Genomic DNA, 19294 nt, shown 5'->3' with positions numbered 1-19294 from the left:
GGGCTCGCGCGCGATTTCCAAGTTGCGCGGTCCCGCGGCTTTGCCTATACGGACCCGCACGCACCTGTAGCTCAGCTGGATAGAGCGCTGCCCTCCGAAGGCAGAGGCCAGAGGTTCGAATCCTCTCAGGTGCGCCACCTCACATTCGTTGCTGTAGAACTCACCGAAGGCCTTGAAAAACAGGGCTAGACTAGGTGTTCGAAACCCCTCGTTCCGGCCGCAGGGCAAAGGCACTGCAAAAGCCAGTCTCAGGACCATTTTCTTCCGGAGCAGGCCGGAATAATCCCATATTCCCCAATGCTTTGAGGGAAATTACGTGGCACATTCGAGCGACTCCTCAATGGTATGATGAGGCCGGTCAACCGGCACCCCATATATGTCATCGACATATCAGGCTAATTGCATCCCAACACCTTGCGCGGGAACGTGTTTCTCGGGCCGATGGGTCGGAACCTGCCGCACCTCTGCAGTACATTTGACCCGCACGGCCCCTCGGCACCGTTTCGAATTTCCCGAAATTGTCGTTTGATCTGCGCCCTTTGCTGGGCCACAGTAGGGTCGTGTACCGTTGCGCGGTGCCTTGGACCGGTGGGCTGCAAGAGCATGGGCTTTCGCGAAGCGCGCCGGAAGGCTAGTGTTCTCATGGCCGCATGGCCGTCTGGTACAGAATAGGAGTGATGTCTTCTTGCAGTCACGCTTTTGCCAAACCAATGAAGCAAGCTAGGTTTCTTCCCAAACACGTATCGGCGTAACCGGACAGTCTTTGAAGAAAACAACAGGGAGTAATTCGAATGCAATCAAGAGCCGTCAGGATCGGCTTTTCGGCAGCGACAGTGGTCTCGTTGGCCCTTGCGGCCAGCATGGCCGTGGCGCAGGACGAAAAGCCGAACATACTTGTGATCTGGGGCGACGATGTCGGCCAGTCCAACATTTCCGCCTATACGCGCGGTCTGATGGGGTATCACACGCCCAACATCGACCGCATCGCCGAAGAAGGTCTGATGTTCACCGACTATTACGGCGAACAGTCCTGCACCGCCGGGCGGTCATCCTTCATCATGGGGCAATCTGTGTTCCGCACCGGCCTGTCCAAGGTTGGTCTGCCGGGCGCCGAAGAAGGCATGCAGGTCGAAGATCCGACCATCGCGGGCCTGCTGAAGGCCCAGGGCTATGCCACCGGCCAGTTCGGCAAGAACCACCTGGGCGACCGGGATGAGCATCTGCCGACCAACCATGGCTTCGACGAGTTCTTCGGCAACCTCTATCACCTGAACGCCGAGGAAGAGCCCGAGAACGAGGATTACCCCGGCGATATGGTGCTGCCCGATGGGTCGACCTTCCGCGAGTCCTTCGGTCCGCGCGGCGTGGTCAAGTCCTCGGCAGACGGCAATATCGAAGACACCGGCCCGCTGACGAAGAAGCGCATGGAAACCGTCGATGACGAAACCGTCGCCGCGGCACTGGACTTCATCGAGCGTCAGGAAGCCTCGGACACCCCGTGGTTTGTCTGGTGGTCGGGCACCCGGATGCACTTCCGTACGCATGTGAAGCCCGAAATGCGTGCCAAGGCCAATGAAATGGCCGGTCGCAATGTCGACGAATACACCGCAGGCATGATCGAACACGATCTGCACATCGGTCAGTTCCTCGACAAGATCGACGAGCTTGGGATCGCCGACAACACCATCGTGTTCTATTCGACCGACAACGGTCCGCATATGAACACCTGGCCCGATGCCGCGATGACGCCGTTCTGGGGCGAAAAGAACACCCAGTGGGAAGGCGCATGGCGGGTTCCGGCAATGGTGCGCTGGCCCGGCAAGATCGCCGAAGGCGGCGTCGTCAACGAGATCGTGCATCATATGGACTGGCTGCCAACGTTCCTGGCCGCGGCCGGCAATGAAACGGTCAAGGAAGATCTGCTGACCGGCGTGACGGTTTCGGAACTGGGCCGTGACTACAAGGTGCACCTGGATGGCTACAACATCCTGCCGCTGCTGACCGGTGAAACCGACAAGAGCCCGCGTCGGGAGATCTTCTACTTCACCGATGATGGCGACCTTGCCGCGCTGCGCTTCGACGACTGGAAGATCACCTTCCTGGAGCAGAAGGCCTGGGGCACTTTCCGCGCCTGGATGGAGCCGCTGACACCGCTGCGGGTGCCGCTGATCTTCAACCTGCGCCGCGATCCCTACGAGCGCGCCTATCGCACGTCGAACACCTTCTACGACTGGATGCTTGACCGGGCCTACTTCCTGGTGCCGGCACAGCAGTACGTGGGTGCCTTCCTTGAGACCTTCCAGGAATTCCCGCCGCGTCAGGAAGCTGCCTCGTTCAGCCTCGACAAGGTGATGGAGAAACTGACGGCCCCGGCCGGCACGCCGTAAGCGTCCGACTGGGACAGAAAAAGACCGGATCCGCCACCGCGGGTCCGGTCATTTTTTTTGGGGGGCGTCGCGCCGTGGTTGATGTGCTCCGGCGGCCTTGCTTCCTAGGGCTGAAGCTCCAGCAGATACTGTCGCAGGATCGCGCTGTCAGGGTTCTTGATGAGCCCGCGCCGCACCGTCGCCCGCGCGCCTGTCACGTCTCCCACGGCGGCCTGGATGCGGATCATCATGACCCAGGCGTCCTCCATCTGCGGATCCTGCTCCACCGCTTCGCCAAAGGCGGCAAGCGCGGCCGGCATGTTGCGCATGGTCAGGCCAAGACCACCAAGGATCATCTGGGTTTCGGGGAAATCCGCGCGTGCGGTCAGCCCGCCTTGCCATTCCGCCATGGCGCTTTCCAGGTTACGCTGAAGCCGGTCGGGCAGGCGCATGGGCGGCGCGTCGAGGAACTCGCGCACCGTTGCCAGCCGGACCAGTTTCACCGGATCGCCCAGAAGGTTGGCCAGCCGCTGCACCCGCGTGACCGGCTCGGCCCCGCGTTGCACGGACACGGCGGCGGCGCGCACCAGCGGATCTTCGTCGGCCAGAAGCGGCTCCATCAGGTCAGCAATGTCAGGCGTGCTGGCCAGGCCCAGAAGATCCAGCGCCGAGGCGCGCACGATGCCCGGCATCGAGGTTTCCCGCGCGATGTCCATCAGCGCCGAGGTCTGCGTCGCCGGTGCGACCCGCGCGGCAGCAAAGGTGGTTGCGAAATGCGGTCCACGATGTGCGCTGTCGGGGAATTTCTCGTCCAGAACCTGCGCGGCCCAAGCCGCGGTCTGGTCGGTATGGCAGTCGTTGCAGGCGTTGGGGGTGCCGATCTCGACCGTCAGATCGGGGCGCGGCACCCGGAACGAGTGATCGCGGCGCCCGTCGGTCCCCATGTAAACCCGTTCGATCATGTGGCAGGATTTGCACTGGGCGCCGTCGCTGGCCTCGGGATGGAAATGATGCTCGGGGCTGTCATAGTCGGCCAGTGGCAGGGTCGGGAACCGGGTGTTGCCGGCGGTCGAATGACATTGGGTGCAGACCGCGTTGCCGTCCGCCTTCAGGCGCGCGGCATGGGGATCGTGGCAGTCGCTGCACCGCACGCCCTTGTCATACATTTTCGATTGCAGGAACGAGCCGTAGACATAGACCTCGTCCTGGATCTGGCCGTCGGCGTGATAGGCACCCTCGCGCAACAAGGCCAACCGATAGGAATCGTGAAACGGGGTGCCCGGCTCGGGGCTGCGATCCCCGAAGGGCTCGCGGCGGGAATGACAGCCGGCGCATTGCGATATTTCCGCGGCAGCATCCAGCGCGTCGAAATTCAGGGTCAACCCCTTCAAGCCCACGTCTGTCCAGGCGGCATGATCAAAGTTGTCCTGCAATTCGGCCCATTCCAAATGCGCCTTTGACGGGCCATGGCACGCTTCGCAGCCGACGCCGATCTCGGCCTGGCTGCTGGAATAGGTCGCGGTCAGCGGATCATAGGCCTTGTCATAGTCGGTGGCGTGACATTCGGCACACCGTGTGTTCCAGGTCTTGTAGGGTCCGGTCCAGTGCAGGCCTTCTCCGGGCTTCAGCTCCTGATCCGGATAGAGATGATACCAGCGGCCTTCCTCGGTATCCCAGACCACGTCGAAGGACTGCAACTTGCCGGGCGCGGTTTCCAGAAGGTACTGCTGAAGGGGTTCGATCCCGACGACACCGGCCAGCGGATAGCGCGTGTCCTTCCCGTCCGGGCCGGGGGTCGTCACATAAGACGTATCGCCTTCCCGCTCGAATTTCGAAATCTCACCATTCAGCGAAAAGCGGGTGCCCTCGAAATCGGCAAGGATATTGTCCGGTGTGGGCGCGGTCCAGGCCAGCGCGTGGTGCGAGCCGGACCAGGCCTTGAAAGCGTCGTCATGACAATCGACGCAGGCGTCGCTGCCGACATAGCTGGGCAGCCGCGGGGTTTGCGCATGGGCGGGGCTGGCGGCACACAGGGCACCAACGCCAAGAATTGCGCTGGCAAGGGCAGGGCGGAGCATTGCAGTCGTGAGGGGGATCATTGGGCTTCCACCGTAATATTGATCTGCTGGCGCAGTTGACCCGTGGCCTTGTCGAAAATCAGGATCTCATCCTGCGCTGTCACCACCGCATACCATGCCGCGCCATAGGTCACGGCCACCGGCACGGTGCCATCGGGCAGGGTGATGATCTCGGGCAGGGCCGGGGCGGTGTCACCAGAGAATTTCCAGATCATCAGACCGACGATCGTCACGATTCCCAAGATCATCACCGCCGTCAGTACCGAGACGAGAACTCTCAGAAAGCGCAGGTTGGCGGGCTCCGATCCGGCCGCGTCGCTGTTGTCTACAATGCCTGTCATTTTCTGCCCTGTCTCTTTGAGCGCCTTGATACGCGTCATGAACCAATTTCGCCAGTCAGCGCTGATCAAATATTTGCGCCCACCGGCCAAGATTGCTTGCGTCGAATTTGTCCCGGCGGTACGGCTGACCACCCCATTCAGGACCCGACATGACCCAGCCGCTGGCCATCACCGTCATCATTTCCGCCGACCCGCCAAAGCGGCTGGACAAGGCGCTTGCCCGCGATGTGCCTGACGCCGCGGCGCTCAGCCGGTCGCGGCTGGCGCGGCTGATCGGCGACGGCGCGGTGCGGCGGGCCGGCACGGTGCTGACCGATCCCAAGGCGCGGGTGTCCGAGGGCGACGAGATCACCGTGCTGGTCGATGCCCCGGCCGAGGTCGAAACCCGGCCCGAGGACATCCCGCTGGAAATCCTGTTCGAGGATGACGATCTGATCGTCGTCAACAAGCCCGTGGGCATGGTGGTGCATCCCGCGCCCGGCACGCCGGGCGGTACGCTGGTCAACGCCTTGCTGCATCATTTCGGCGACAACCTGTCGGGCGTGGGCGGCGAGAAGCGGCCCGGCATTGTGCACCGCATCGACAAGGACACCTCGGGCCTGCTGGTGGTGGCCAAAAGCGACCGTGCCCATCACGGGCTGGCCGCGCAATTCGAGGCGCATACGGTCAACCGCCGCTATGTTGCCTTCGTGCATGGCGTGCCGGATGCGGGCGATCCGCGCCTGCGCGGGCTGCCCGGTGTCGGGTTCGAGCCTGGCGGCATCCTGCGGCTGACCACCCAGATCGGCCGCCATCGGACCGAACGGCAGAAACAGGCGGTGCTGACCAGCGGCGGGCGCCACGCCATCACCCGCGCCCGTGTCGCGCAGACCTTCGGCGATCCGGCGGGGGCGGCGCGCGTGGAATGCTGGCTGGAAACCGGGCGGACCCATCAGATCCGGGTGCATATGGCCTATGCCGGTCACGCGTTGCTGGGCGATCAGACCTATGGCGCACGCCGGCGGCTGCCGAAAAAGGGCTTCCCGCCCGAAGCCCGCGCCGCCGCCGATGCGTTTCCACGTCAGGCCCTGCACGCCGCGACACTTGGTTTTGAACATCCCGTGAGCCACGAGATGTTAAGCTTTTCCGCAGAGTTACCCGCAGATATGATGGCGTTGGAATGTCATCTTTCTGCGACTTCGGGGCCTTGACGGGTTCGTGAACATTGGCGAAACATCTTGATCCGCCATGATTGCGCCACCATTTAATGTAAAAGAGCGAAACATAAAACGATAGGGACCGTCCAGTTGAACAAGTTTGCCAATCTTCCCGCGCCGTCTCCCGAACAGGGGCTGAACCGGTATCTTCAGGAGATCCGGCATTTTCCGATGCTGGAACCGGAAGAGGAATACATGCTGGCCAAACGGTGGGTCGAGGATCAGGACACCGAGGCCGCCCACAAGATGGTCACATCGCACCTGCGGCTCGCCGCCAAGATCGCCATGGGCTATCGCGGCTACGGGCTGCCGCAGGCCGAGGTGATCTCGGAAGCCAACGTCGGGCTGATGCAGGCGGTCAAGCGGTTTGATCCGGAAAAGGGTTTCCGTCTGGCCACTTACGCCATGTGGTGGATCCGCGCTTCGATCCAGGAATACATCCTGCGGTCGTGGTCGCTGGTGAAGCTGGGCACCACTTCGGGCCAGAAGAAACTGTTCTTCAACCTGCGCAAGGCCAAGGCGCGCATCGGCGCGCTGGAAGATGGCGACCTGCGCCCCGAGAACGTCAAGCGCATCGCCAATGATCTGAACGTGACCGAGGATGAGGTCATCTCGATGAACCGCCGGATGTCGGGCGGCGATGCCTCGTTGAACGCCATGGTCGGATCCGAGGATGACAGCGCGACCCAGTGGCAGGACTGGCTTGAGGATGAAACCGCTGATCAGGCCGGCAGCTATGAAGAGGCCGACGAACTGGCCGTCCGGCGCGAGCTTCTGGAAGAAGCCATGGACGCGCTGAACGATCGCGAGAAAGACATCCTTGTGCAGCGACGCTTGCAGGATCGCCCGGTCACGCTGGAAGAGCTTTCGGGCCAATATGATGTCAGCCGCGAACGCATCCGCCAGATCGAGGTGCGGGCCTTTGAAAAGCTGCAAAAGCGCATGAAGGACCTGGCCCAGAAGAAGGGTCTGACGGCGATCTAGCCGTTGCCATCGCCCCCTGTTAGCGTCTAACACTTGGCGCAAAACAGGGGGTTTTTCATGTCACACGTTTCCTGGGGCGTTCTTGGCGCCGCGCAATTTGCCCGCAATTTCATGGCGCCTGCGCTGCATCTGGCACCGGGCGGCAAGCTGGCCGCACTGGCCACGCGTTCGACCGACAAGATCGACGGATTTCAGGCCATCGCGCCCGATCTGACGGTGCATGACAGCTATGACGCGCTTCTGGCCGATCCGGCCATCGATGCGGTCTATATCCCGCTGCCCAACACGATGCATGTGGACTGGACCCTGAAGGCACTGGCGGCGGGCAAGCACGTGCTTACCGAAAAGCCGATCGCGATGCAGGCCGGGGAAATCGACCGGCTGATCGCGGCCCGCGATGACAGCGGTTTGCTGGCGGCCGAGGCCTATATGATCGTGCATCACCCGCAGTGGCAGTTCGCCCGCGACCAGATCAAGGCCGGGGCCATCGGTGATCTGGTGCATGTGTCGGGCATGTTCTGTTTCGACAATGCCGATCCCGACAACATCCGCAACAAGGCCGAAACGGGCGGCGGCGCCCTGCGCGACATCGGTTGTTATGTCATGGGCGGCGCGCGCTTCGCCACCGGGCAGGAACCCGGCGAGATCCGGTCCGCCATCCGCTGGGAAAACGGCTATGATGTGTTCAGCCAGATCGACGCGCAGTTTCCGGGCTTCACCTATCACGCGGTGGTGTCGACCCGCCTGTCGCCCGCGCAGGAAATGGTGTTCTACGGCCGTACCGGCACGCTGCGTCTGACCACGCCCTTCAACGCGCAGGTGTTCGGAGAGGCCAAGGTCGAGATTCAGCGTGGCGGGGCCGAGGTGCAGATCCACCGCTTCGGCGCGGCCCGGCAGTACGAATTGCAGGTCGCGGCCTTCAACACCTCGGTGCGGACCGGTGCGGCCTATCCCTGTCCGCTGGAGTTCTCGAAGGGCACGCAGATCGCCATCGATCAGGTCTTCGCCAACGCCCGTACGCTGGACTGAGCGCCGCGCGTGGGTCGAGGGTCAGTCCTGAAGGACGCCTTCGGCCTCGATGATCAGATAGACCTCGTCGCCAACCAAGCCGTTGGCGACGCCATAGTCCATCCCGAACTCCGACCGTTTCACCATTCCACGCGCCGAAATGCCCACGGTCTGCTTGCTATGCCCGAACGGGTAGTCGGCGACCTGGTTCAGGGTCACGTCCAGGGTCAGCGGCTGGCTGACGCCCCGCAGGGTCAATGTGCCCGTAACGGTGCCGGTGGTGTCGGTGATCGGGGTGCCGCCATCGGCGGTAAAGGTGAAGGTCGGATGCGCCTCGGCCGACAGGAAATCCTGGCTGCGCACATGGCCGTCGCGGGCATCGTGATCAGTCTGGACAGAGGCGGCGCCAATGGTCACCTCGACCGCGCCCAACACCTTGGTGTCCGGGTCAAAGTCGAAGCCCCCTGACACATCTGGGAACCGGCCCAGTACATTGGCATACCCGATGTGATCCACCAGAAAAGCCACCACCACGTGATCGCGGTCCAGCGTGTATCGGGCCATGTCGGCCTGTGCGGTCAGCGGCAGAACCGTTGCGAGGGCGAGAAGGGCGAGGCGTTTCATGGGACGGTCTCCTTGGGCAGTCAAGCGGCTTTCAGAATTTCGGGGCGGGTCTCGTCGCGGTCCCTGTGGTCATCCTCGGGAATGTCGAAGATGCCGTTGCGGATCGACCAGGCGCCCCAGGTGGGCAGGGTGGTCAGCACCGCGATCGGGATGGCAAATGTCAGGGCCAGCAGCACCGGCGCCCCGAAGATCATCGCCCAGGGCGCGGTGCTGGCCAGATACAGGCTCAGCCCGGTGCCGGTGATGGTTTGCGGCCAGAGCATTCGCGTGGCCTCGTCCCAGCCCAGCCGGTGACGCTCGCGGGTCTGGGCGCGCCACTGAATACGGCGGCCGAACAGCAGACCCACCGCGAAGATCGAAATCGAGAAGGCCACCGCCGGCGCGGTCAGCATCGACAGGGCCAGTTCCAGCAGGCCCGAGGTGACGACGCGTCTGCGCCCGCCATAGCGGCGGGCCTCGTCCGGGTTCAGCCAGACCTGGGCCAGCCCCATGATCTTGGGAAACAGGTTCAGGGTCATGATCGCGGCGAACAGCGCCAGCCCATAGCCGATGGGCACCCCGGCCAACTGGCCGCTGCCGCCCGCCAGGATCGCGCCCATCAGGATGAAGGCCATCCAGGCGGGTGCAGTCAGATACATCAGGATCGCCAGCACCAGTTGCAGCCGACTGACGGGCATCAGACCGGGGGTGGCCAGCAGGCGGAAATACTGGAAGTTGCCATTGCACCAGCGCAATTCCCGCAGGATGAAATCGGTCAGGCTGGGCGGGTTTTCCTCATAGCTTTCGTCTTCTTCGGCCAGCACCCGCACCTCGTACCCGGCGCGGCGCAACAGGGCGGCTTCGACCTGGTCGTGACTCAGGATATGGCCCGACAACGGTCCCTTGCCGGGCAGGACCGGCAACATGCAATTGTCACGGAACGGCGCGGTGCGGACCACCGCGTTATGTCCCCAGTAGGGGCCGCAATCGGCTTGCCACCACGCCGAGCCAAGGGTGAAGCTGCGCATGCCGTGGCGCATGCCGAACTGGAAGGCGCGGGTGAAGAAGCTCTGCGCCGGGCGGCCAACCACCAGACCTTGCAGAAGTCCCAGTTCCGGGTTCGCCTCCATCACGCGCACAAGGCGCAGGACGGCGCTGGCGCTCATGACGCTGTCGGCGTCCAGTGGCAGGAAGAGGTCGTGATCATCGCCGCAACGGGACAGGAATTCGGCGATGTTGCCGGCCTTGTAACCGCTGTTGTCCAGCCGCTGACGATAGACAATGCGGGCGCCGGGGGCGCGGGTCCGCCAAATGTCCACGCGTTGACGTTCGGCGGCGGCGATGGCGGGCAGGTTGGTGTCGCTGAGCACATGGAACTCGAATTGCCCGGCCCAGGGCGTGCGGGCGAGGTCGCGCTGGACGGCCTCGAACCGGCTCAGTGCGCCGTCGGCGGATTCGTTGCGCAGCGGCATGATGATGGCGCAGCGCAGGGTGATGGGGGCGTCGGGATCGGTACGGCGCAACTGCGGGGTCACATGGCCCGCCGCATCCTTGTGGCGCAGGTCCAGGTACAGGCCGATGATCGCGTTCCAGAAGCCGATGCTGAGCCAGGGCAGGGTCAGCGCATAGACAACCAGCATTGCGCCTTCCAGCGGCGAGACCCCGTTGAAGGCCAGAAGACGCGCCATGGCGGCCAGAAGCGCCAGGACGGTTCCGGTATTCAGGGCCAGCACCAGCAGGCGCCGCCGCCGGATGACGGCGGTCAGTGTGGCGTCGGACGGGCTGGCAGGGCCGGACACGGAAAGACTTGGATCGGTAATGGCCAAACGGATCGTCCTGTGTTTGCGTCCCGCGCCAACAACTCGGCGCAGGTGTCAACCGATGACATGACGGATGCGCGGCTCAATGCAAGCCAAGCCTGATGACATTTCCGACAGCGCCGGCGGGAATACGCGCAAGTGACCCCTTGCACGCCCTGTCGTGCCGGGAAATGCTGCAACCTCAGGCGTTTCGCGGATGGGTGCAGGCGCCGGGCGACAGGAGACGGCTCATGCCCCCCAGATGCGCAGCACTTGCGGTGCCCGGCGACATTTCCACCAAGACCGGCGGCTATCTGTACGATGCGCGCCTGATGGCGGCGCTTTCAGGGGCCGGGTGGAACATGCGCCTGATCCGTCTTCCGGACGGGTTTCCTCATCCCGATGCTGCCGAACGGGCCGAGGCACAGACGGCCCTGGCCGGGCTGCCGCCCGATTGCCCGGTGATCGTCGATGGGCTGGCCTATGGCGCGATGGACACGGGCAGGCTTCGCGCGGTGGCGGCCCCGCTGGTGGCGCTGGTGCATCATCCGCTGGCGCTGGAAACCGGGCTTGCCCCCGAGGTTGCCACCGCCCTGGTCGAGCGGGAGCGGGACAATCTGGTGCTGGCCCGTCACATTCTGGTGCCCAGCCCGCACACCGCCCGGGTTCTGAAGGCGGACTACGGCGTGCCGGGGGACAAGCTGACCGTGGTGGAGCCGGGCGTAGTCCGGCCTGCTCTGACGGCCGCGACAAAGGCCGAGCCGCCGCTGATCCTGTCCGTGGGCATTCAGGCCGCACGCAAGGGCCATGACGTGTTTCTGCGGTCGTTGGCGCATCTGTCCGATCTGGAGTGGCAAGCGGTGATTGTCGGGCGCGTGCATGACGCAGCGGTGGCGCACGCGCTGGCGGAGTTGCGGGACGCCTTGGGATTGACCGACCGGGTGCGTCTGGCCGGCCTGGTTGGGGACGTCGAGTTGCAGGACCTTTACCGCGCAGCGCGGGTCTTTGCGCTGGCCACCCGGTACGAGGGCTATGGCATGGTCTTTGCCGAGGCCCTGGTGCACGGGCTGCCCATCGTGACCTGCCGCGTCGGGGCTGTGCCCGACACGGTGCCGGAAGGGGCAGGGATATTGGTGGAGGCGGAGGATGCTTGTGGCTTTGCCGATGCGTTGCGCCGGGTGCTGAGCGTTACAGACACGCGCCAATCGATGGCATCGGCCTCAAGCCAAGCTGGGCAAAAGCTGCCCGATTGGGCGATGCAAGCGCAGCGGGTCGGTGGCGTTCTGAAGGGATTGCTGAGCGGGGAAAGTGGCAGTCCGTAGGGGAATCGAACCCCTCTTTCCAGGTTGAAAACCTGGCGTCCTAACCGATAGACGAACGGACCGCGCTTGGCGTGAGGGGCTATCTATCGGCTGGACCGCATCGGCGCAACCCCTGATACGCGCGGATTTCCCGGTTTTTCAGGGCGGCGTTTCCATGGCCTGCGCGGCCTTGCAATGGCTGCTGCGGTGCCTGTGGTGGACTAGGGAAATTGAGTACTTGCGCCAAGAAGAAAGACACGGCGCGCGTCACTTTACGGGCGCTCATATGGGGCGGTGTCGGGGAAAAGTGGCAGTCCGTAGGGGAATCGAACCCCTCTTTCCAGGTTGAAAACCTGGCGTCCTAACCGATAGACGAACGGACCGCGCTTGGCGTGGGGCGGTATTTAGGAAAACCGGCCTCGGCACGCAAGGGGAAAATCGCGCGAAAGATGGATTTTTTCAGCCCGGCAGGGCGGCATCTTCCAGGCGCAACTGCACCTTTTCCCGACCGCCCCAGGTGTTGATTTCTAGGCGGCCGGCGACATGAATGCGGGCGCCGGTGCGCGCCTCGATCGCGGGGCCAAGATCGCTGTCGAACGCGCCGAAGCAGATGGCGTCCATGCGCGCGCCCATGTCATCGCCCAGCGTCAGTTTCAGGTGGGTCTGGCCGACCCGGCGGGCGTAGGTGACAAGGCAATCGGGCAGCGCAAAACGCGGCGCCGGGGCACTGGCACCGAAGGGGCCGGCCTGTTCCAGCGCGGTGACCAGATCGGGTTTGGCGGCACCGGGCATGAGCATCGCGTCAAGTTTCAGATCACCGGGACCGGCGCGGCCCGCGCCCTGTTTTTCCATCAGCGCGGAGAGGGCCGCCATGGCGGGTTCCAGTTGCGCGCGGCTGAGGCTGAGACCGGCAGCCATCTTGTGCCCGCCGCCTTTTTCCAGCAGCCCCTGGGCCGCGATGCGGTGGATCGAGGCGCCAAGATCGACGCCGGCGATCGAGCGGCCCGAGCCCTTGCCCGAATCGCCTTCGAAGCCGATGACCACGGCGGGGCGATTGGTGGCCTCTTTCAGGCGGGCGGCGACGATGCCGACCACGCCGGGGTGCCAGCCGTCGCCAGCCGCCCAGACCAGCGGGGCATCGAACCCGCGCGCTTCGGCCTGCGCCATGGCGGCCTCGCGGACGCGGGCCTCGATCTCGCGGCGCTCGCTGTTGAGCTGGTCGAGGCGGGCGGCCAGACCGGCGGCCTCTTGCGGATCATCGGTGGCCAGCAGACGCGCGCCAAGATCGGCGGTGCCGACCCGTCCGCCGGCGTTGATGCGCGGGCCGAAGACGAAGCCGAGGTGGTAGCTGGCGGGCGCCGTGTCCAGCCGCGCCACATCGCCAAGCGCCACAAGGCCGAGGTTACGGCGTTGGCCCATGACCTTCAGCCCCTGTCGCACCAGCGCCCGGTTGACCCCGATCAGGGGCGCCACATCGGCCACGGTGGCCAGCGCCACCAGGTCCAGCAGTGCCATCAAGTCGGGGCCCTTTTGCCCGGCAGCGCGCATCTGGCGGTTGACCTCGACCAGCATCAGGAAGACCACGCTGGCCGCGCAGAGGTGCGCGAGGTCGCCGCTTTCGTCCTGGCGGTTGGGGTTCACTACGGCGCGGGCCCGGGGCAGGGTTTCGCCGCCCAGGTGATGGTCCAGAACGATGACCTCGGCAGCGGTGGCCGCTTCCAGCGCGTCATGAGAAAGCGTGCCGCAATCGACGCAGACGATCAGGTCGTGCGCGGCAGCAAGCTGCGACATGGCTTCGGGGTTGGGGCCGTAGCCCTCGTCGATGCGGTCGGGCACATAGAGGGTTGCCGCCTGTCCCATGTCGCGCAGCCAGCGCAGCAGCAGGGCGGCGGACGATCCGCCATCCACGTCGTAATCGGCAAAGATGGCGATCCGCGCCCCGGCCTTCGCGGCCTTCAGGAACACCGCGGCGGCGGTCTCCATGTCTTTCAGCACACGCGGATCGGGCAGCAGATCCTTCAGCTTCGGCGCGAGAAAGGTTTCGGCATCTTCGGGGGCGACGCCGCGCCGTGCCAGAACCGCGCAGACCGGCAAGGGCAGGCCGGCGCGCTGGTGCAGCGTTTCCGCTGCGCGTTGCAGATCGGGCGTCGGCCCGATCCAGCGCCGCCCGGTCAGGGACCGGGTGACGCCCAGAAACCCGTTCGGGTCAGTCACCTCAGGCGGTGGGGTTGCGATAGATCATGCGCCGCACAGACCCGGTTTTCGACCGCATCAGCAGGGTTTCGGTCGTCAGATAGCCCACTTCGCGTTTCAGACCGGCCACCAGCGAACCGTCGGTGACGCCCGTGGCCGCGAAAATCACGTCCTCGGTGACCAGTTCGTCGCGGGTATAGACCTTGTCCAGATCGGTGATGCCGGCCTTGGCGGCGCGGCCACGCTCGTCATCGTTGCGGAACATCAGCTGGCCGTAGATCTGGCCGCCCATGCACTTCAGGGCCGCTGCGGCCAGCACGCCTTCGGGTGCGCCGCCCGAGCCCATGTACATGTCGATGCCGGTGACGGCGGCTTCGGCGCAATGGATCACACCGGCCACATCGCCGTCGGTGATCAGGCGGATGGCGCAGCCGGTGGTGCGTAATTCGGCCACCATGTCGTCATGGCGCGGGCGTTCCAGCGCGCAGACGGTGATGTCGGACGGATCGCAATTCTTGGCCTTGGCCAGGGCCGCGACGCGTTCGGCCGGAGACATGTCCATCGTCACGGTGTCGGGGGCGAAGCCCGGCCCGATGGCCAGCTTGTCCATGTAGACGTCGGGGGCGTGCAGCATCGAGCCGCGCGGCCCCATGGCGATCACGGTCAGCGCGTTGGGCATGTCCTTGGCGGTCAGTGTGGTGCCTTCCAGCGGATCCAGCGCGATGTCCACGGCCGGGCCCGCGCCGGTGCCGACTTCCTCGCCGATATACAGCATCGGGGCTTCGTCCCGTTCGCCTTCACCGATGACCACGACCCCGGCGATGTCGAGCATGTTCAACTGCGTGCGCATGGCGTTGACCGCGGCCTGGTCGGCGGCTTTCTCGTCTCCGCGCCCGATCAGCTTGGCCGAGGCCATGGCGGCCGCTTCGGAAACCCGGGCAAGGCCCAGCGAAAGCATGCGGTCGTTGAAATCTCTGGGTGTGGCCATGGAACGGTCCTCGTCTTGGATGTCTGTCGCCTTGCGGGGGCAGGGCTGGTGAACGGGTTACACTTCTTCGATGCGGATGGCGACGGGCTGTTCCGCCAGCACGCCGGTGGCATCGAACCGGGACATCGCCTGATCCAGTGCTTCGCGCGTGGTTTTATGGGTGACGATCAGCACCGGGGCGCTGCCCTCGGCATGGCCGTACTGACGCATCCGGTCGATCGAAACTCCGGCATCGCCCAGCGTGGTGGCGATCTTGGCCAGCGCGCCGGGTTTGTCCAGCAGGCTCAGGCGCAGGTAGAAGGGGGCCGGGGCCGCGCTGGTGGCTGCCGGGGCATCGGCCAGGCTTGTGGCGGGCTGGCCGAAGACCGGCATCCGCAGGCCGCGGGCAATGTCAATCACGTCGGACATCACCGCAGACGCCGTCGGGCCTTCGCCTGCTCCTGCGCCGCGCAGCACGATCTGGCCGCAGCTGTCGCCTTCGATCACCACCATGTTGGTGGCGCGTTCCAGCCGTCCCAGCGGCGACCCCTTGGGCACAAGGCAGGGCGTCATGCGCTGAACCAGCCCGCGTCCGGTCATCTGCGCCACGCCCAGCAGCTTGACGCGGAAGCCCATGTCCGAGGCGCGGTTGATGTCCTCGATGGTGATGCGGTCGATGCCTTCCAGATGCACGCCGTCGAAATTGACCTTGGTGCCGAAGGCCACCGCCGACAGCAGTGCCAGCTTGTGGCCCGCGTCGATGCCGCCCACGTCCAGGGTCGGGTCGGCTTCCAGATAGCCCAGGTCCGAGGCTTCCTTGAACACCTCGTCATAGCTGAGGCCTGCCTTTTCCATCCGGGTCAGGATGTAATTGCAGGTGCCGTTCATCACACCCATGATCCGGGTGACCTTGTTGCCAGCCAGGCCTTCGGTCAGTGCCTTGACCACCGGAATGCCCCCGGCAACGGCGGCTTCATAGCGCAGCACGCAGCCATTGGCCTCGGCCAGTTCCGCCAGCTCCTGCCCGTGGACGGCCAGCATCGCCTTGTTGGCGGTGATCACATCCTTGCAGGCGTGCAGCGCGGCTTCGGTGGAGGCCTTGGCCGGACCGTCTTCGCCGCCCATCAGTTCGACCACCACATCCACGTCATCGCGCTTGGCCAGCGCCACCGGATCGTCTTCCCAGCCATAGGTCGACAGATCAACGCCGCGCTCCTTGTGGCGGGTGCGGGCAGAGACGGCCGAGATGGCAATCGGGCGTCCGCAGCGTGCCGACAGCAGGGCGGCATGTTGCTGAACGATCCTGACCACGCCGACGCCGACGGTGCCCAGACCTGCAATTCCAAGACGAAGGGGCTGGCTCATAACTAATCCTCAACTGCCGTCGCGTGACCGCGCTGTTAGCCGCTTCCGGCGGTAACTGCAACGCGATGTCATCGCGGGACGGCGGGCCTGCGCCGGGTTCACGGCGCGTTGCGCAGATCCTCGGCGCGGCGGCGCAGATCCTCGCCGCGCGCGGTCAGTTCGGTCTGGATCGCGTCGGGTTCAGAATCGACCGGGTTGGCGTCCAGAACCGCCAGGGTCGAGCGGATTTCGGGCACCTCCAGCGTTTCGGGCGGCGCGAACAGCGGGTTGTCGTCATAGCCTTCGGGCGCGCAGCCGGACAGACCCACCGCGATCGCCACACCACCGAATATTCTGGTTATGAACATCCGTTCACCTCTTGGCCCTCTCCTGTCTCACCGTTACAACGGCAACCATGGCAAGAACAGCAGGATCCTTCGGCGGCGTCACCGGACCGCGCGTCCTCAGCACAGCACAGCGGCTTTTCGCGCGCCATGGTTACGCGGCGGTGTCGATGCGCCAGATCGCATCCGAAGTGGGGGTGCAGGCGGGTGCTCTTTACAACTACATCCCCGACAAGCAAAGCCTGCTGTTCGACCTGATGCGCACCCACATGGACGAGGTTCTACAGGCCTGGGCGGACGAACCGCGCCCGACCGGCGACCCGCTGGCCGAGCTGGAAGCCTTTGCCCGCTTTCACGTCCGCTTTCACCTGGAACGGCGCGAGGCCGTGTTCATCGCCTATATGGAGTTGCGCAATCTCGATCCCGAGAACCTTGAGGCGCTGTTGCAGCGCCGGAAGGCCTATGAGGAGTCGCTGACCGATATCCTGCGCCGGGCCCGGGCGGCGGGTCTGGTCTCGGTCTCCGACCCCAAGGTGGCGGCCTATGGTGTGATCGCCATGTTGACCGGGGTCCAGACCTGGTTCAAGGATGGCGGCGATCTGAGCCGCGAGATGGTCGCGGACATCTATTGGGAAATGACCCGTGGCGCCGTGGGCGCGACCCGGAGCTGACCCCACCCTATTTCCTGACAGGATCCCTGAATGACCTCCTCTCCCATCGCCACGCTCAACGCCTCGGTCCCGCGCCGCTATCTGGCCGGATTCGTTCTTCTGTCGATCGGCGGGCTGCTGCTGTGGATCGGCCTGACCAAGCCGCCGGCCTCGATCGGCTGGCAGATCTACATGCTGGTGCTGGGCGGGCTGGCCCTGTGGCTGACCGCGCGCTTCTGGCAGGCCACGGCAGGCAGCATCCTGCTGACCCACGAAGGGCTGTTCGACGAAAGCGGGCAATGCCTGGTGCGGCTGGACAATATTGAGAAGGTCGAACGCGGCACCTTCGCCTTCAAGCCTTCGAACGGCTTTCTGCTGGTTCTGAAGGAAAAACTGCCGCGCGGCTGGCAACCGGGCCTTTGGTGGTGTCTGGGCCGGCGCATGGGATTTGGCGGGGTGACACCGCCGTCGCAGGGAAAATTCATGGCCGAGATGCTGGCGATGGAGCTGGCGAAATAGCCGATAGGCGCCGATCTGCACAAAAAAACACCGAAATGAAAACTTTAGGGTGGCCCCGTTAGGTATCTCTGCCAAGGATTGGACAAGCGCGATTCCAAGAACGTGCTGCCCTGCGACAGACAGAGAGGTCATCGAACCATGCCCGACGGAATCATCAAGGAACCGAGCTTTCGCGAATCCGTGGATCTGATGTTCAACAGGGCCGTGTCCCTGATGGATCTGGAACCGGGTCTGGAAGAGAAGATCCGCGTCTGCAATGCCACCTACACCGTGCGTTTCGGGGTGCGCCTGCGCGGCAAGATGCACACCTTCACCGGCTACCGGTCGGTTCATTCCGAACATATGGAGCCGGTCAAGGGCGGCATCCGTTATTCGCTGGGGGTGCATCAGGACGAGGTCGAGGCGCTGGCGGCGCTGATGACCTATAAATGCGCGCTGGTGGAAACCCCGTTCGGCGGCTCGAAAGGCGGGCTGTGCATCGATCCGCGCGAATGGGAAGAGCATGAACTGGAACGGATCACCCGACGCTTTGCCTATGAGCTGGCCAAGCGCGACCTGATCAACCCCTCGCAGAACGTGCCGGCCCCCGACATGGGCACGGGCGAGCGCGAGATGGCCTGGATCGCCGACCAGTACCGCCGCATGAACACCACCGACATCAATGCCGCTGCCTGCGTGACCGGCAAGCCGCCCCATGCGGGCGGCATCGCCGGCCGGGTCGAGGCCACCGGGCGCGGCGTGCAATACGCCCTGCGCGAGTTCTTCCGGCATCCCGAAGACGTGGCCCTGGCCGGGCTTTCGGGCAAGCTGGACGGCAAGCGCGTGATCGTGCAGGGGCTGGGCAACGTGGGCTACCACGCCGCCCATTTCCTTGAGACCGAGGATGGCGCGAAGATCACCGGCATCATCGAACATGACGGCGCGCTGTTCTCGCCCAACGGGCTGGACGTGGACGCCGTGCGCGCCTGGATCGTGAAATACGGCGGCGTCACCGGCTATCCGGACGCCACCCACACCAGCGATGGCGGCACCGTTCTGGAGCAGGAGTGCGACATCCTGATCCCGGCCGCGCTGGAAGGGGTGATCCATCTGGGCAATGTGGCCAACATCAAGGCGCCGCTGATCATCGAGGCCGCCAATGGTCCGATCACCGCCGGGGCCGACGAATACCTGCGCGAAAAGGGCACCGTCATCATTCCCGACATGTATGCCAACGCCGGTGGTGTGACGGTCAGTTACTTCGAATGGGTCAAGAACCTCAGCCACATCCGCTTTGGCCGGATGCAGCGGCGCCAGGAAGAAGCGCGCCACCAGCTGGTGGTGGACGAGTTGGAGCGGCTGGACAAATACCTTGGCGATGCCTGGTCCATGACACCGGATTTCAAGCAGAAGTACCTGCGCGGCGCGGACGAGCTGGAACTGGTGCGCTCGGGTCTGGATGACACCATGCGTACCGCCTATCAATCGATGCGCGAGGTCTGGCATGGCCGCGATGATGTCACCGACCTGCGGGTGTCGGCCTATCTGGTGGCGATCCACCGGGTCGCGGACAGCTATCGCGCGGCGGGTCTCTGACGCGCGGGACCGCTGGACAGGGCGCA

16 protein-coding genes and 3 tRNA genes are annotated in these 19294 nt (G+C 64.7%); 9 read left to right on the top strand and 10 right to left on the bottom strand.

The genetic code is table 11. The features are described 5' to 3' along the window. Positions 1 to 60 precede the first annotated feature (60 nt). Positions 61 to 137: transfer RNA gene (locus tag H8B03_RS13300), tRNA-Arg, on the top strand. Positions 138 to 791: 654 nt separating this feature from the next. After that, positions 792 to 2387: an arylsulfatase gene (locus H8B03_RS13295; protein ID WP_193142366.1), complete on the top strand. Its 1596-nt coding sequence runs from the start codon at positions 792 to 794 to the stop codon at positions 2385 to 2387. A 104-nt stretch (positions 2388 to 2491) separates the two neighbouring features. Here the strand turns inward: H8B03_RS13295 and H8B03_RS13290 are convergent, their stop codons facing one another. Together H8B03_RS13290 and H8B03_RS13285 are read right to left on the bottom strand one after the other, a co-directional pair. After that, positions 2492 to 4465 carry a multiheme c-type cytochrome gene (locus H8B03_RS13290; protein ID WP_226925920.1) on the bottom strand — a complete coding sequence of 658 codons (1974 nt, stop codon included), beginning with the start codon at positions 4463 to 4465 and terminating at the stop codon, positions 2492 to 2494. After that, positions 4462 to 4785: a DUF6476 family protein gene (locus H8B03_RS13285; RefSeq protein WP_193142365.1), complete on the bottom strand. Its 324-nt coding sequence runs from the start codon at positions 4783 to 4785 to the stop codon at positions 4462 to 4464. The genes H8B03_RS13290 and H8B03_RS13285 overlap by 4 nt, the downstream gene beginning before the upstream one ends. Positions 4786 to 4934: 149 nt before the next feature. On the opposite strand from H8B03_RS13285, the gene H8B03_RS13280 reads away from it, so the two are divergent. The 3 genes from H8B03_RS13280 (at position 4935) to H8B03_RS13270 (ending at position 7994) form a co-directional block, all read left to right on the top strand. Further along, on the top strand, positions 4935 to 5975 hold the full coding sequence (locus H8B03_RS13280; RefSeq protein ID WP_193142364.1) for a pseudouridine synthase: 1041 nt from the start codon (positions 4935 to 4937) through the stop codon (positions 5973 to 5975). A 96-nt stretch (positions 5976 to 6071) separates the two neighbouring features. Beyond that, positions 6072 to 6965, top strand: a complete 894-nt coding sequence (gene rpoH, locus H8B03_RS13275) for an RNA polymerase sigma factor RpoH (protein WP_193142363.1) — start codon at positions 6072 to 6074, stop codon at positions 6963 to 6965. Positions 6966 to 7022: 57 nt separating this feature from the next. Further along, positions 7023 to 7994: a Gfo/Idh/MocA family protein gene (locus H8B03_RS13270; protein WP_193142362.1), complete on the top strand. Its 972-nt coding sequence runs from the start codon at positions 7023 to 7025 to the stop codon at positions 7992 to 7994. 21 nt (positions 7995 to 8015) lie between these two features. On the opposite strand, the gene H8B03_RS13265 is transcribed toward H8B03_RS13270, so the two are convergent. Both H8B03_RS13265 and mdoH read right to left on the bottom strand, forming a co-directional pair. Continuing rightward, on the bottom strand, positions 8016 to 8597 hold the full coding sequence (locus H8B03_RS13265; RefSeq protein WP_193142361.1) for a YceI family protein: 582 nt from the start codon (positions 8595 to 8597) through the stop codon (positions 8016 to 8018). Positions 8598 to 8617: 20 nt separating this feature from the next. Further along, on the bottom strand, positions 8618 to 10402 hold the full coding sequence (gene mdoH / locus H8B03_RS13260; protein WP_226925919.1) for a glucans biosynthesis glucosyltransferase MdoH: 1785 nt from the start codon (positions 10400 to 10402) through the stop codon (positions 8618 to 8620). Between the two features lie 224 nt (positions 10403 to 10626). Between mdoH and H8B03_RS13255 the strand changes: the two genes are divergently transcribed. After that, positions 10627 to 11697 (top strand): glycosyltransferase family 4 protein, encoded by a 1071-nt coding sequence (locus H8B03_RS13255; protein WP_193142360.1) that lies wholly within the window; start codon positions 10627 to 10629, stop codon positions 11695 to 11697. On the opposite strand, the gene H8B03_RS13250 is transcribed toward H8B03_RS13255, so the two are convergent. The 6 genes from H8B03_RS13250 to H8B03_RS13225 form a co-directional block, all read right to left on the bottom strand. Further along, positions 11685 to 11759 (bottom strand) — tRNA-Glu (locus H8B03_RS13250). The two genes, H8B03_RS13255 and H8B03_RS13250, sit on opposite strands and share 13 nt — an antisense overlap. A gap of 225 nt (positions 11760 to 11984) precedes the next feature. Next, positions 11985 to 12059 (bottom strand) — tRNA-Glu (locus H8B03_RS13245). 76 nt (positions 12060 to 12135) lie between these two features. Beyond that, entirely contained in the window at positions 12136 to 13890 is a 1755-nt protein-coding gene (gene recJ / locus H8B03_RS13240; protein WP_193142359.1) for a single-stranded-DNA-specific exonuclease RecJ, read from the bottom strand. 1 nt (position 13891) lies between these two features. Beyond that, positions 13892 to 14857, bottom strand: a complete 966-nt coding sequence (gene glpX / locus H8B03_RS13235) for a class II fructose-bisphosphatase (RefSeq protein ID WP_193142358.1) — start codon at positions 14855 to 14857, stop codon at positions 13892 to 13894. A 57-nt stretch (positions 14858 to 14914) separates the two neighbouring features. Then, positions 14915 to 16201 (bottom strand): homoserine dehydrogenase, encoded by a 1287-nt coding sequence (locus H8B03_RS13230; protein ID WP_193142357.1) that lies wholly within the window; start codon positions 16199 to 16201, stop codon positions 14915 to 14917. Between the two features lie 98 nt (positions 16202 to 16299). Continuing rightward, the gene (locus tag H8B03_RS13225; RefSeq protein ID WP_193142356.1) at positions 16300 to 16548 is read right to left on the bottom strand and encodes a hypothetical protein; all 249 of its coding nucleotides are present in this window, start codon (positions 16546 to 16548) and stop codon (positions 16300 to 16302) included. Between the two features lie 47 nt (positions 16549 to 16595). On the opposite strand from H8B03_RS13225, the gene H8B03_RS13220 reads away from it, so the two are divergent. From H8B03_RS13220 to H8B03_RS13210, 3 genes are all read left to right on the top strand, one after another. After that, positions 16596 to 17195, top strand: a complete 600-nt coding sequence (locus tag H8B03_RS13220) for a TetR/AcrR family transcriptional regulator (RefSeq protein ID WP_193142355.1) — start codon at positions 16596 to 16598, stop codon at positions 17193 to 17195. 30 nt (positions 17196 to 17225) lie between these two features. Further along, the gene (locus H8B03_RS13215) at positions 17226 to 17693 is read left to right on the top strand and encodes a hypothetical protein (protein ID WP_193142354.1); all 468 of its coding nucleotides are present in this window, start codon (positions 17226 to 17228) and stop codon (positions 17691 to 17693) included. 138 nt (positions 17694 to 17831) lie between these two features. Beyond that, on the top strand, positions 17832 to 19268 hold the full coding sequence (locus H8B03_RS13210) for a Glu/Leu/Phe/Val dehydrogenase (protein WP_193142353.1): 1437 nt from the start codon (positions 17832 to 17834) through the stop codon (positions 19266 to 19268). Positions 19269 to 19294 lie beyond the last annotated feature (26 nt).

Origin of the sequence: Meridianimarinicoccus sp. MJW13, assembly GCF_014901205.1 — a bacterium.
Classification (GTDB): Bacteria; Pseudomonadota; Alphaproteobacteria; order Rhodobacterales; family Rhodobacteraceae; genus Meridianimarinicoccus.
This window is presented reverse-complemented; position numbering and strand designations above follow the sequence as displayed.